The 13,259-nt window shown below is 42.8% G+C and carries 12 protein-coding genes; 11 read left to right on the top strand and 1 reads right to left on the bottom strand.

The window, feature by feature from the left end; all coding sequences use genetic code 11:
* Window positions 1–378 (bottom strand): GntR family transcriptional regulator, encoded by a 378-nt coding sequence (locus LG375_RS03505; protein WP_225745306.1) that lies wholly within the window; start codon window positions 376–378, stop codon window positions 1–3.
* A 181-nt stretch (window positions 379–559) separates the two neighbouring features.
* Here LG375_RS03505 and LG375_RS03500 point away from each other — a divergent pair, with 181 nt between their 5' ends.
* The 11 genes from LG375_RS03500 (at window position 560) to LG375_RS03450 (ending at window position 13,142) form a co-directional block, all read left to right on the top strand.
* Window positions 560–1,354 (top strand): HAD-IIB family hydrolase, encoded by a 795-nt coding sequence (locus LG375_RS03500; RefSeq protein ID WP_156246939.1) that lies wholly within the window; start codon window positions 560–562, stop codon window positions 1,352–1,354.
* Window positions 1,347–2,165 (top strand): Cof-type HAD-IIB family hydrolase, encoded by an 819-nt coding sequence (locus tag LG375_RS03495; RefSeq protein ID WP_225745305.1) that lies wholly within the window; start codon window positions 1,347–1,349, stop codon window positions 2,163–2,165. Before LG375_RS03500 ends, LG375_RS03495 begins: the two co-directional genes overlap by 8 nt.
* 10 nt (window positions 2,166–2,175) lie before the next feature.
* Window positions 2,176–3,573: a signal recognition particle-docking protein FtsY gene (ftsY, locus tag LG375_RS03490; RefSeq protein WP_155164371.1), complete on the top strand. Its 1,398-nt coding sequence runs from the start codon at window positions 2,176–2,178 to the stop codon at window positions 3,571–3,573.
* Between the two features lie 234 nt (window positions 3,574–3,807).
* Entirely contained in the window at window positions 3,808–4,437 is a 630-nt protein-coding gene (gene gmk, locus LG375_RS03485) for a guanylate kinase (RefSeq protein WP_064524112.1), read from the top strand.
* A 21-nt stretch (window positions 4,438–4,458) separates the two neighbouring features.
* On the top strand, window positions 4,459–4,773 hold the full coding sequence (gene rpoZ, locus LG375_RS03480) for a DNA-directed RNA polymerase subunit omega (RefSeq protein ID WP_002886855.1): 315 nt from the start codon (window positions 4,459–4,461) through the stop codon (window positions 4,771–4,773).
* A 142-nt stretch (window positions 4,774–4,915) separates the two neighbouring features.
* Window positions 4,916–7,312 carry a primosomal protein N' gene (locus tag LG375_RS03475; protein ID WP_225745304.1) on the top strand — a complete coding sequence of 799 codons (2,397 nt, stop codon included), beginning with the start codon at window positions 4,916–4,918 and terminating at the stop codon, window positions 7,310–7,312.
* A 17-nt stretch (window positions 7,313–7,329) separates the two neighbouring features.
* On the top strand, window positions 7,330–8,265 hold the full coding sequence (fmt, locus tag LG375_RS03470) for a methionyl-tRNA formyltransferase (protein WP_225745303.1): 936 nt from the start codon (window positions 7,330–7,332) through the stop codon (window positions 8,263–8,265).
* Window positions 8,255–9,577 carry a 16S rRNA (cytosine(967)-C(5))-methyltransferase RsmB gene (rsmB, locus tag LG375_RS03465; protein WP_225745302.1) on the top strand — a complete coding sequence of 441 codons (1,323 nt, stop codon included), beginning with the start codon at window positions 8,255–8,257 and terminating at the stop codon, window positions 9,575–9,577. Before fmt ends, rsmB begins: the two co-directional genes overlap by 11 nt.
* Before the next feature lie 43 nt (window positions 9,578–9,620).
* Window positions 9,621–10,358, top strand: coding sequence for a Stp1/IreP family PP2C-type Ser/Thr phosphatase (locus tag LG375_RS03460; RefSeq protein WP_225745301.1), 738 nt, complete (start codon window positions 9,621–9,623; stop codon window positions 10,356–10,358).
* Complete coding sequence (gene pknB, locus LG375_RS03455; protein WP_225745300.1) at window positions 10,358–12,229, top strand: Stk1 family PASTA domain-containing Ser/Thr kinase; 1,872 nt, start codon at window positions 10,358–10,360, stop codon at window positions 12,227–12,229. The genes LG375_RS03460 and pknB overlap by 1 nt, the downstream gene beginning before the upstream one ends.
* Before the next feature lie 145 nt (window positions 12,230–12,374).
* Window positions 12,375–13,142 carry a potassium channel family protein gene (locus tag LG375_RS03450; protein ID WP_225745299.1) on the top strand — a complete coding sequence of 256 codons (768 nt, stop codon included), beginning with the start codon at window positions 12,375–12,377 and terminating at the stop codon, window positions 13,140–13,142.
* Window positions 13,143–13,259: the final 117 nt, after the last annotated feature.

Below are 13,259 nucleotides of genomic sequence, written 5' to 3'. Positions count from 1 at the left end.
CTACAAGTCCTTTCCTGTTTGTTCGATGTAGTCAGTGATGATAGATTTGATTTCAGGTGAGCTAAAACCAATGGCTGTCATCTCAGTGACAAAGTTTTTCATGAGACTTTGGGCAATCTCGTGTCGTTTTTGATCAATTAGTTTTTCATCTTCGGTAACAAAGCGACCAGAGGTACGGGCAGAGTAGACCAACCCCTCTTTTTCAAGTTCTTGTAAGGCTCTTTGTACAGTGTTGGGATTGACCCCAGCTTCCTGAGCAAATTCTCTAACGGGTAGGAGTTGTTGTCCCATACTCAATTCCTTGGAAGCTATCTTCAGTTTGACGCGATAGGCAATTTGGAGATAAATTGGCGATTTTTCATCAAATGTCCAAGCCATAAGAGACTCCTTTCTAAAAGTATAATAGTATTATTTTTGTACTACCATAATGATACAACTAAAATACTGAATTTGCAAGTAAAATGCCATATTTTCTCTAATTTCTTTGGCTTTTCCCAAACTTATATTCCTATTTTTGGTACAATAGGGGCAAGTATATTCGACCTGAAGGGAGATTATTTTGAAAATTTTAGCAACAGATATGGATGGTACCTTTCTAGACCATCTTGGTGCCTATGATAAGGCACGTTTGGATAACCTTTTGGATGCTTGTGAAGCTAAAGATTACGTTTTTACAGTAGCTTCTGGCCGAGCTCTCTTGGCCTTGGAGGAGCTTTTTGATGGTTTTGTGGACCGCATTGCTATTATTGCGGAGAATGGGGCCTTGGTTCAGTACAAGGGCGAAGTCCTGTTTGAGTCCAAGCTAGAACCTAAAGATTATTTAGAAATTGCAGACACGACTTTAGCCTTGCCAACTTGTGAAGGGGTTCTCTTGTCTGGACGTCGAGGTGCCTATGCACCAAACGATGCAGATCCAGCCTATCTTAAGGCCATGGAACGTTACTATGAAAATGTCATGGTAACAGACCTTGAAGCGGTCACAGATGATATTTTCAAGGTAACTGCTAAGTTCCAAGGGGATACCATTATGGAACGTGGTGACTACCTCAACACGATTTTTGAGGATATGACAGCTGTGACAACTGGCTTTGATTCTATGGATATTATCCTTAAAGGTGTGGACAAGGGCTTTGGTCTTTACCATCTTTGTCAAGAGTTGGGGCGTCAAGCTTCAGATGTTGTAGCCTTTGGTGATAATCTCAATGATATGGAGATGTTGACCTTTGCTGGGCATGCGGTTGCTACGGAAAATGCCCGCGATGAGATTAAGGCAGTAGCTGACGAAGTGATTGGTCACCATAAAGACGGTGCAGTCTTTGACTTCATGGAAGGATTGGTAGGTTCGGATGTCTGAGATTAAATTGTTGGCCTTGGACCTAGATGGGACCCTCTTTACTAAGGATAAGCAAGTAACAGCTGAAAATAGAGCTGCTCTGAAAGCGGCAGAAGCTAAGGGGGTTCATGTGGTCATTACGACTGGTCGTCCTCTGCCAGCTATTACTCATATCTTGGAAGATTTGGGCTTGTTGGATGATAAGCACTATAGTGTGACCTTCAATGGTGGCTTGGTTCAGTGTAATAATGGGGATATCCTCATAAAGAAAGAGATGAGTCGAGAAGATTTAAAGCAGATTTATGCTGTCTTTGAGCCTCTAGGCCTCCCGATGGATGTTATCAGTGATGGCATTGTCTATGGTGTGCCAAGTAAAGGCAATCATTCTCTCTATCGTCAGGCTAATCCTACCTTGACCTTCGTTGATGTGGAGAGTATTGATGACATTCCTGAAAATATCGTCTATAATAAGGTAGTTACAGTCTGTGAGGAAGCATTTTTGGATGCCCAAATTCAAAAACTACCTGACCAGTTATATCAAGCGTTTGAGGTCTTTAAGTCTCGTGAAATTATCCTAGAGGTCATGCCTAAAGGTGTTCATAAGGCTGTAGGTTTGAGACTCTTGACTGATTACCTTGCTCTGGATAAAGGTCAGGTCATGGCTATGGGAGACGAGGAAAACGACTTGACAATGCTAGAATGGGCTGGTCTTGGTGTGGCTATGGCAAATGCTGTTCCCAAGGTCAAGGCTGTTGCCAAGGCAGTAACGACAAAAACTAATGAGGAATCTGGAGTGGCTGAGGCCATCCACAAATATATTCTAGAGAAATAAGGAGAACCAAATGGGTCTATTTGATCGATTATTTGGACAAGAGGAAAACCAGTCACAGGAAACTGTAGCAAATCAGGAAATTTCAGAAACTGAGTCTCTTGATAATCAAGACTTGTCAACAAGTGAAGGGATAAGTGAGAGTCAAACAGAACAGCTCAGTGAGTCAGAGACTCAAGTAGAAGAGATTTCATCCACAGAATCTCTTGAATCAAGTGATTCTACTGTGACAGAAGAAAGTGAAGCAGTGTCTGAAGAAGACCTTTCTGTTGATAATCAGGCTTCAAGCGAAGCAGAAGGTGTTTCAGAGTCAGAAGAAAGTCAAGTTGCTGTGGATAACCACTTTGCGGATGTCATGGCTGATTACTATGCTAAGAAGGCTCAAGTAGCTGCTGCTGCAGAAAAAGGTGAAACTGTCACTTTTGAAGCCGTTCAAACCCGTAAAGTTGAGGAAAAACCTGAAGAAGTTCAGGCTTCAAAAACTGAAACAGAACAAGAAAAATATAACCGTACCCTCAAGAAGACGCGTACTGGTTTTGCTGCTCGCTTGAATGAATTCTTTGCGAATTTCCGTCGTGTTGATGAGGAGTTCTTCGAAGAATTGGAAGAAATGCTGATTCTTTCCGATGTTGGGGTTAATGTTGCAACGCAATTAACGGAAGATTTGCGCTATGAAGCTCGCCTTGAAAATGTCAAAAAGACTGAGGATTTGCAACGCTTGATTATCGAAAAACTTGTGGATATCTACGAGAAGGATGATGTCTACAAGGAGCAGATTAATTTCCAAGATGGTTTGACAGTCATGCTTTTCGTTGGTGTCAACGGTGTTGGTAAGACAACGTCTATCGGTAAGTTGGCGCATAAATACAAACAAGAAGGCAAAAAAGTTATGTTGGTAGCTGCTGATACCTTCCGTGCGGGAGCTGTCGCTCAGTTGGTTGAGTGGGGGCGTCGTGTTGATGTGCCAGTAGTGACTGGTGCTGAGAAGGCTGACCCAGCTTCAGTGGTCTTTGACGGTATGGAAAAGGCCCTTGCTGAGGGAGTTGACGTCCTTATGATTGATACTGCGGGTCGTTTGCAAAATAAAGACAATCTTATGGCAGAGCTTGAAAAGATTGGTCGTATTATCAAACGTGTGGTTCCAGAAGCACCTCATGAAACCCTCTTGGCCTTGGATGCCTCAACAGGTCAAAATGCCCTTAGTCAGGCTAAGGAATTTTCAAAAATTACACCTCTTACAGGTCTTGTCTTGACTAAGTTGGATGGTAGTGCCAAGGGTGGGGTGGTTTTAGCCATTCGCCAAGAGTTGGATATTCCAGTTAAGTTAATTGGTTTTGGTGAGAAAATTGATGATATTGGTGAGTTCCATTCAGAAGAATTCATGCAAGGTCTCTTGACTGGTTTGGTTTAAAAGAGTATTTAAAAAAGAGTGAGTACTGAGAAAAGGAATTCACTCTTTTTAATGGTGTCCTCACCTTGAAAAAAGTCGCTTTTATTGGTAAAATAGTAAGGAAAAACGCATGCTCTGAAAAGTGAGCTGTAACTTAATCACTGAACAACCCCTAAGCCCAAAAAAGAGATGATTGTTTTCTCTTTTTTAAGGTGAGTCATAAGAAGATTTTTAATCTTAGTTTAAGGAGAAGACATGTCTGAACGTGGACTTTTGATTGTTTTTTCAGGGCCTTCTGGTGTCGGAAAAGGAACTGTTCGTCAGGAGATTTTTTCAACACCTGACCATAAATTTGAATACTCAGTATCAATGACCACACGTGCTCAACGTCCTGGTGAAGTTGATGGAAAGGATTATTTTTTCCGTTCGCGTGAGGAGTTTGAAGAGCTTATTCGTAAGGGTCAAATGTTGGAATATGCTGAGTATGTGGGTAACTACTACGGAACACCTTTGACTTATGTTAATGAAACCTTGGATAAAGGTATTGATGTTTTCCTTGAAATCGAGGTTCAAGGTGCCCTTCAGGTTAAGAAAAAGGTCCCAGATGCTGTCTTCATCTTTTTGACACCACCGGATTTGAACGAGCTTCAAGAACGTTTGATTGGTCGTGGGACAGATTCTGAGGAAGTTATTGCTCAACGTATCGAGCGTGCGCGTGAAGAAATTGCTCTCATGAGCGAATACGATTATGCCATTGTTAATGACGAAGTGCCTTTGGCTGCTGAGCGTGTCAAACGTGTTATTGAAGCAGAACACTTCCGAGTTGACCGTGTGATTGGTCGCTATCGTAATATGATTTCAGAAAAGAAATTATCAGATAAATAAATTAGAAATAGGTATAGAATTATGATGTTGAAACCCTCTATTGACAAACTTTTGGATAAAGTGCCTTCAAAATATTCATTGGTTATTTTGCAAGCCAAACGTGCCCATGAATTAGCCGCTGGTGCTGAACCAACTCAAGAGTTTACGTCAGTAAAACCAACCCTTCAAGCCCTTGAAGAGATTGAATCTGGTAATGTGACTATCCACCCAGATCCAGAATCTAAACGTGAATTGGCACGTTTGAAAGTGATTCAAGCACGTCTTGCTGCTGAGGAAGAAGAACGTAAAATCAAAGAACAAATCGCTAAAGAAAAAGAAGAAGGTGATAAAATCTAAAATCAAAGTCTTGCTTTGGTTTATGAGGAGAGGGGAGCTGAGGCATAGTGTCTCAGCTTCCTTCTTTATGACGATAATAGGCAGCTCATATTTTCTTGAGCTTGGAAGATACTGGTCTTAAGGAAGTGACAGGAGGAGATTTATGGTTTTAGTAGCACATATTATTGTCGACGTTCCTCTGATGCAGACGGACAGACATTATAGTTACCTGGTACCGGAAGCCATGCAAGAACAAATCGCCATCGGTATGCGGGTTCATGTGCCTTTTGGTAAAGGAAATCGTTTACTTCAAGGTTTTATTATTGGCTTGGAAGAGCAGGAAAATTTAAGAGATTTTCCTGAACTAAAACCCATCGCTGAGCTTTTAGATTATGAGCCAGTGCTTAATCAGGATCAGCTGGATTTGGCTGATCAGATGCGACATACGGTCTTTTCTTATAAGATTTCCATCTTGAAGTCAATGCTACCTGGTCTCCTTAATTCACAGTACGATAAGGTTATCATGGCAACTGATAAACTGGGTGAAGAGGAAAAAGAGACTCTCCTTCAAGGGCAGAATCATATTCTTTTCTCGCAGTTGTCAGAGGTACAACGTCAAGCCATTCCTCGTCTGGTCCAGTCTGGGCGTGTAACGGTTGATTACCTTGCTAAAGATAAGCAGAATATCAAGACTGAGAAGCACTATGGTGTTCAAAAGGGTATTCTCGAGACTTTGGCTATTTCGCAAAGGGCTAAGAAACGATTGGAGTTGCGAGACTTTTTGCTAGAAAAGAGTGAGTCTGGCAAGTTGACGGATCTCCACAAGCTTTTTTCACGAGATGTGGTTAAGTTTTTCATTGAAGCGGATGCCTTGGTCATCACCGAAGTTGAGGTCAATCGTGCCGATAGCTACTTTGAAAAAGTAGAAAAGACAGAGTTTCTTGAGCTTAATGCCCAACAGGCGCATGCGGTTGAAGAAATGACGCGTCAGATTGGACAAGGTGGCAAACCTTTCTTATTGGAAGGGGTAACGGGATCAGGTAAGACAGAGGTTTACCTGCATCTTATCGAGAGGACCCTGGCTATGGAAAAAACCGCCATTGTCTTGGTGCCAGAGATTTCCCTAACACCCCAAATGACCAATCGCTTCATTTCACGTTTTGGTGACTTGGTGGCGATTATGCATTCAGGCTTGTCAGACGGTGAGAAATTTGACGAGTGGCGTAAGGTTAAATCTGGTCAGGCCAAGGTTGTGGTAGGAGCGCGTTCGGCTATCTTTGCTCCTTTGGATAATATCGGAGCTATCATTATCGATGAGGAACATGAGGCGACCTATAAGCAGGAATCCAATCCTCGCTATCATGCAAGAGATGTTGCCTTGCTTAGGGCTAAGAGTCATGGAGCTGTGCTTGTCCTTGGGTCAGCAACACCCTCTATTGAGACACGGGCGAGAGCTCAGAAAGGGGTTTACCATTTTCTTGAGTTGACACAAAGGGCTAATCCTAATGCTAAAATTCCGCAGGTGGAAGTGGTGGACTTCAAGGATTTTGTGGGCCGTCAAGAGGCGAGTGATTTTACACCACCTCTTTTGGAAAAAATCAGGGAACGTTTGGCACGTAAGGAACAAGTCGTATTGATGTTGAATCGTCGTGGGTATTCCTCTTTTGTCATGTGTCGTGACTGTGGCTATGTGGATGATTGTCCGAATTGTGATATTTCACTGACCTTGCACATGGATACCAAGACCATGAATTGCCACTATTGTGATTTTCAAAAAGCAATACCACATGTCTGTCCTAACTGTCAGAGTCGTCAAATTCGCTATTATGGGACTGGGACACAGAAGGCTTATGACCAGTTAACGGAACTTTTGCCAGAAGCCAGAGTGATTCGTATGGATGTTGATACGACACGTAAGAAAGGTGCTCACGAGAAGCTCTTAGAGACTTTTGGAAGTGGCAAGGCTGACATTTTGCTTGGGACTCAGATGATTGCCAAGGGCTTGGATTTTCCCAATGTCACCTTGGTAGGGGTCTTGAATGCAGATACATCGCTTAATTTACCAGATTTTCGTTCGGCTGAGCGTACCTTCCAGCTTTTGACTCAGGTGGCTGGTCGTGCTGGTCGTGCTGACAAGGAAGGGGAAGTTATTATTCAAACCTATAATCCTAGTCATTATGCCATTCGGTTTGCGCAACAACAGGATTATGAAGCTTTCTATGCCTATGAGATGGGGATTCGACGTCAGTTGGCCTATCCGCCATATTTTTATACGGTAGGAATCACGCTTTCTCACAAGGATGAAGAGTTTGTCGTCCGCAAGAGCTATGAGGTTATGGCTTATTTAAGAGAGCACTTGTCAGACAAGGTGACCTTCCTAGGGCCAACGCCTAAGCCTATTGCCCGAACACATAACCTTTATCATTATCAGATTATTATCAAATACCGTTTTGAGGATAACTTGGAAGAAACGCTTAATAGGGTCCTTGACATGACTCAGGAACCTGAAAACAAGGACCTGCGTTTGATTATCGATCACGAACCTCAGAATTTTACCTAATCTAGAAAAGGAAGAATATGACAAAATTAGTATTTATGGGAACGCCTGCCTTTTCAGCGACTGTGCTGGAAGGACTTTTGACAGATGAGCGTTACGATATTGTTGCTGTGGTGACGCAACCAGACCGTGCTGTCGGCCGTAAAAAAGAAATTCGCATGACACCGGTCAAGGAAGTAGCCTTGGCGCATGACTTGCCAATTTATCAACCGGAAAAATTGTCAGGGTCAGAAGAAATGGCGCAATTGATGGCGCTTGGTGCTGATGGGATTGTTACTGCAGCTTATGGACAATTTTTACCAAGTAAGTTGCTTAATAGCATGGATTTTGCGGTGAATGTCCACGCTTCTCTCTTGCCAAAATACCGTGGCGGGGCACCTATTCATTATGCCATTATCAATGGGGATGCAGAAGCAGGTGTGACAATTATGGAAATGGTCAAGGAGATGGACGCTGGTGACATGGTTAGCCAAAAGGCCTTGCCAATTCTTGACGAGGATAATGTTGGTACCATGTTTGAAAAATTGGCCGTCTTGGGTCGTGACCTTTTGCTCGAGACCTTGCCTGCCTACATTGCTGGAGAAATCAAACCTGTTCCTCAAGATGCCAGTCAGGTAACGTTTTCGCCAAATATTAGTCCAGAAGAGGAGCGACTTGATTGGAACAAGCCGGCTCGTGACATCTTCAATCAAATCCGTGGCATGTATCCATGGCCTGTGGCACATACCTTGCTTGACGGCAAACGTTTCAAGATTTATGAAGCGAACTTGGTAGAAGGCCAGGGACAGGCTGGTCATATCATTGAAAAGACCAAAAAGAGTTTGGTAGTTGCGACTGGTCAAGGAGCCATTTCACTTAAGACAGTTCAGCCTGCAGGAAAGCCCCGTATGGCTATTGCTGATTTCCTTAATGGGGTCGGACGCAATCTTGAAGTAGGTGATGCATTTGGCCAATGATTGGAAAAAAACAGCCCGTGGACAGGCACTTGAAGTCTTAGAAGAAGTCTTCCAGGAAGGAGCTTACTCAAATATTGCTCTCAATACCCATCTGAGCAAGTCGCATCTGACAGATAAGGACAAGGCCTTGGTGACGGAAATTGTCTATGGGACCGTGGCTCGTAAGATTACGTTGGAGTGGGTCCTAGCCCATGTCATCGAGGACCGTGACAAGCTTGAACCTTGGGTCTATGACTTATTACTTTTGAGCCTCTATCAGTTGGCCTATTTAGATAAGATTCCAGCCCATGCGGTGGTTAATGATGCCGTTTCTATTGCCAAAAATCGTGGCAATAAAAAGGGGGCTGAGAAGCTGGTCAATGCGGTTCTTCGTAAACTATCTAGCCAGCCTTTGCCAGATCCAAGCACAATCAAACGTGTCAATAAACGTTATTCTGTTCAGTATTCTCTACCTGTATGGTTGGTTAAAAAACTTATCGACCAGTATGGAGAGGATCGTGCCCTTGCTATTTTCCAAAGCCTTTTTGTGAGAAACAAGGCTAGTGTGCGTGTGACGGATGCGTCACATTTGGAAGAGATTGCGGAGGCCACTGGGGCTGAGTGTTCAGTATTATCCCCAGTCGGGCTTGTTAAGTCTTCAGGTTACTTTGCTGGGACAGATTATTTTAGAGAGGGCTTGTTGACCATTCAGGATGAGACCAGTCAATTGGTTGCGCCAACTTTATGTATTCAAGGTGAAGAAGAAATCTTGGATGCCTGTGCGGCACCTGGTGGTAAGACGGTTCATATGGCCTCTTATTTGACGAGTGGACATGTGACGGCGCTCGACCTCTATGATCATAAGCTTGCCCTTATCGAAGAAAATGCCCAACGTCTTGGCTTAGCTGATAAGGTTAAGACTCAGAAACTGGATGCTAGTCAGGTACATCAAGTCTTTCCAGCTGATAGTTTTGACAAGATTTTAGTGGATGCACCTTGTTCAGGAATTGGACTCATTCGTCGGAAACCCGATATCAAATATAACAAGGATCTCCAAGACTTTGAGTCCCTTAAGGCTGTGCAGTTGGATATCCTATCCAGCGTTTGTCAAACCCTACGAAAAGGTGGTATAATAACATATAGTACTTGCACCATCATAGCAGAAGAAAATCAAGAGGTGATTCAAGCCTTTCTTGAGAGCCATCCTGATTTTGAGCAAGTTGCCTTAGACCATCCATGTAAAGACATCGTGGTCAATGGCTGTTTGGCAATTACCCCCGAACAGTATCTAACTGATGGTTTTTTCATCGCACAGTTGCGTAAAAAAGCTTAGGGTTACAGAGGAGGAAATGCTGACGCAAGTCAGAAAGAAAACTATGGAAATATCATTATTAACGGACATTGGCCAAAGACGGTCAAATAACCAAGATTTTGTTAATAAATTTGTCAACCAAGCTGGTGTTACCCTTGTCGTTGTTGCAGACGGGATGGGTGGACACCGTGCTGGAAATATTGCCAGTGAGATGTCAGTGACTGATCTTGGTCGCGACTGGATTAACACTGATTTTCGTGAGTTGAGTCAGATTCGTGATTGGATGATTGCTGCCATTGATGCAGAAAATCGTAAAATTTATGAACTTGGCCAAAACGAAGAATATAAGGGAATGGGAACAACTATCGAGGTTCTTGCCTTTGTTGATAATGCTGTGATTTTTGCCCATGTTGGGGATTCACGTATTGCCCTTATCCGTAATGGTGAGTATAAGCAATTGACGAATGACCATTCTTTGGTCAATGCTCTTATCAAGGCTGGTCAGTTGACCGAAGAAGAAGCAGCAGTTCACCCACAACGTAATATCATTACGCAATCTATTGGGCAAGCTGCTCCGATTGAGGCTGACCTTGGTGTTCAACAATTGGAACCAGGGGACTATATTTTGGCCAATTCAGATGGTTTGACCAACATGGTTTCAGTCGAACAGATTGTTCATATTGTCAACAGCCCTGGTTTCGTCGAAGAAAAAACGAGTCGTTTGGTAGCTGCAGCCAATGAGGCAGGTGGACTTGATAATATTACCGTTGCTCTCATTAAGGTAGAAAGTGAGGAAGGATAATGATCCAAGTTGGCAAATTGTTTGCTGGACGTTATCGAATCCTTAAATCTATCGGACGTGGTGGTATGGCGGATGTTTATCTGGCTAATGACCTGATTCTGGATAATGAAAAAGTGGCTATTAAGGTACTTCGTACCAATTACCAAACTGATCAGGTGGCTGTGGCCCGTTTCCAACGTGAAGCGCGTGCCATGGCAGAACTCAGTCATCCTAATATCGTTGCTATCCGAGATATTGGCGAAGAAGACGGCCAGCAGTTCTTGGTGATGGAGTATGTGGACGGTTCGGACTTGAAGAAATACATTCAAGACCATGCGCCACTTTCTAACCAAGATGTTGTGCGTATCATGGGGGAGGTCCTTTCCGCCATGACTCTTGCCCATCAAAAGGGCATTATCCACCGTGACCTTAAGCCGCAAAACGTTCTTTTAACTAAGGACGGTACAGCCAAGGTCACAGACTTCGGAATTGCGGTTGCCTTTGCAGAGACTAGTCTAACTCAAACGAACTCTATGTTGGGTTCTGTCCACTACCTGTCACCAGAGCAGGCTCGTGGATCTAAAGCGACTATCCAAAGTGACATCTATGCTATGGGGATTATGCTTTTTGAAATGTTGACAGGTCATATTCCTTATGATGGCGATAGTGCAGTAACCATTGCACTCCAACATTTCCAAAAACCACTACCATCGATTTTGGCAGAGAACCGTAACGTTCCCCAAGCTTTGGAAAATGTGGTTATTCGAGCAACAGCCAAAAAACTAGAAAATCGTTACAATAGTACTTTGGAAATGAGCCGTGACTTGGTAACGAGTTTGCATCCTAGTCATCGACGTGATGCCAAGGTAGTCTTTGATGATATGACGGATACCAAGACCTTGCCGAAGGTTGATCCAGTTCCATCAGCAAGTCTTGAGAAAAAAGCCGTTGCTGCTGAACCATCAGAGCCTACACCTGCTCCAAGTAAACAACCAAGGAAAAAAACGACACCAGCTAAGAAGAAAAAGAAGAACTTCTTCTCAACCTTACTCAAGGTTTTCCTAGGACTTGTCTTTATTGGTATTATCATCTTTGCTTATTTAGTCTTTACCAATCCTGATAATGTCCAAGTACCTAATGTGGTCGGTCAGGAGTTGTCCACAGCTCAGACTAAAATTGAGGGTGCTGGATTTAAGGTAGGAGAAGTCAAAGAAGTGGAAGATGACTCTGTCGATACGGGTAAGGTCATCAAGACCGATCCTACAGCTGGAACCACACGAAAAGAAGGATCAAGCATTGATGTCTATGTCTCTTCTGGTAGTAAAGGTTTCGCTTTGAAAGACTACAAGGGTAAAAACTATAAGGATGCCATTGAGGACTTAACTTCGAATTATGGTGTTTCTGAGGACCAAATTGATATTCAGCATGTCGAAGACGACAGTGCTGAAGAGGGAGAAATCCTATCTCAAAGTCCAGGGAAAAACAAGTCTTTCAATCCTAAGGATAGTAAGGCTAAGATTAAGTTCCGTGTGGCAACTCCTAAGACAGTTACCATGCCTGATGTGACTGGTTTAACAGTTTCAACAGCGGTTCAAACCTTGAATCGTAAGAATATCTCAAGTAGTAGCATCGAGTACCGCGACTATAATACTGGTGCCAAATTAGATAAGGATAAGGTTCCTAGCAGTACGGAGGTCCTTTATCAAGATCCACAAGCTGGTACAAGTGTTGATGGTACAGTGATTCTCTATGTTTCGGTTGTAACAGCAAGTTCAAACCTTCAGTCAAGCTCAAGCAGTACGACACATTCGTCATCGACGAGCTCAAGTACTGATAGTACAACTTCAAGCACTGAAACCTCAACAGAGGCTACTCACACAGAACTACAATAGATTAAAAAACTTAGACATAATGAAGAGAGGTTATTTAATCTCTCTTTTTTGCTACCTAGAGATCTTGTCGATAGCCTAAAAAAGCCTGCTTGCCAGAGGTCAGAGATTCTTTTATAATGAAGACATCACATATAGGAGAGACGCTATGAGAAACCGTAGAAAACTGAGAAGGTATATCATTACCTACGATATTGTCATAACAGTCCTGGCCCTGATTTCCATTGGCTTGGTTATCTTTGATTTAGTTGGCTTAATTTCAATTGGAAGGCGACCTTTTAGAGTGATAGATCAGTCTATAACGCTCATATTTGCCATTGATTATGCGATTCGTTTCTCCTTAGCACCTCGTAAGCGAATCTTTGTTAAAACACATGTGTTGGACTTGTTGGCTATTATTCCCTATAATGAAGTCTTTACCTTCCTCCGTTTTTCAAGAGTGGGACGCTTTGCTAGGTTGGCCAAACTCTCACGTTTAATTGGTTTGAGTAGCAAGCTCAAGCATATTTCCAATCGTATCAATCGCAGAAATGGCTTTTATTTTCTACTTTCGGTTAATAGTATTATCATTCTTATCAGTAGTGCTGTTATTGCCCGAGTAGAACACCATAATTTTATAGATGCTATTTGGTGGTCTGTAGCAACGGTGACTACGGTTGGTTATGGAGATATCGTCCCTAAAACGCTTGTAGGTAAGGCAGTCGCTGTAATTCTCATGTTTAGTGGGATTGCCACTCTAGGGTTGTTAACTAGCTCTCTTAATAATATTTTTGTGCGGTCAGGTCGTCAGACTGAACGAAAATTAGCTGAGCTTAAGAAAGAATTAGCAGAGCAGCGTGTCATACTGGAGGAAATCAGAAGTACAGTACTAATGATAAAAAGCAAAATGGACGATACTGACGATTATGATTTTTGAATGAAAGACTGTGTTTCCTGTAATGGAGGCACTTTTTTGCTTTCTTCTGCCCCTTTTCTATCTTGGTTACTCAGTGCTCAAACTGGGTCTTTTTGTCAATTGCCTTAAAATTTGATA

It is taken from the genome of Streptococcus sp. Marseille-Q3604 (assembly GCF_916619785.1).
Classification (GTDB): Bacteria; Bacillota; Bacilli; order Lactobacillales; family Streptococcaceae; genus Streptococcus.
Note: the sequence above shows the minus strand (reverse complement) of the source record. Positions and strands in the feature narration are given on the sequence as shown.

Bases quoted from the DNA above. Each gene is read 5' to 3' on its own strand.
- gmk (WP_064524112.1), top strand. From the start codon at position 3,808: ATGTCTGAACGTGGACTTTTGATTGTTTTTTCAGGGCCTTCTGGTGTC.
- ftsY (WP_155164371.1), top strand. From the start codon at position 2,176: ATGGGTCTATTTGATCGATTATTTGGACAAGAGGAAAACCAGTCACAG.
- fmt (WP_225745303.1), top strand. From the start codon at position 7,330: ATGACAAAATTAGTATTTATGGGAACGCCTGCCTTTTCAGCGACTGTG.
- LG375_RS03505 (WP_225745306.1), bottom strand. From the start codon at position 378: ATGGCTTGGACATTTGATGAAAAATCGCCAATTTATCTCCAAATTGCC.
- LG375_RS03495 (WP_225745305.1), top strand. From the start codon at position 1,347: ATGTCTGAGATTAAATTGTTGGCCTTGGACCTAGATGGGACCCTCTTT.
- LG375_RS03450 (WP_225745299.1), top strand. From the start codon at position 12,375: ATGAGAAACCGTAGAAAACTGAGAAGGTATATCATTACCTACGATATT.
- rpoZ (WP_002886855.1), top strand. From the start codon at position 4,459: ATGATGTTGAAACCCTCTATTGACAAACTTTTGGATAAAGTGCCTTCA.
- pknB (WP_225745300.1), top strand. From the start codon at position 10,358: ATGATCCAAGTTGGCAAATTGTTTGCTGGACGTTATCGAATCCTTAAA.
- LG375_RS03460 (WP_225745301.1), top strand. From the start codon at position 9,621: ATGGAAATATCATTATTAACGGACATTGGCCAAAGACGGTCAAATAAC.
- LG375_RS03475 (WP_225745304.1), top strand. From the start codon at position 4,916: ATGGTTTTAGTAGCACATATTATTGTCGACGTTCCTCTGATGCAGACG.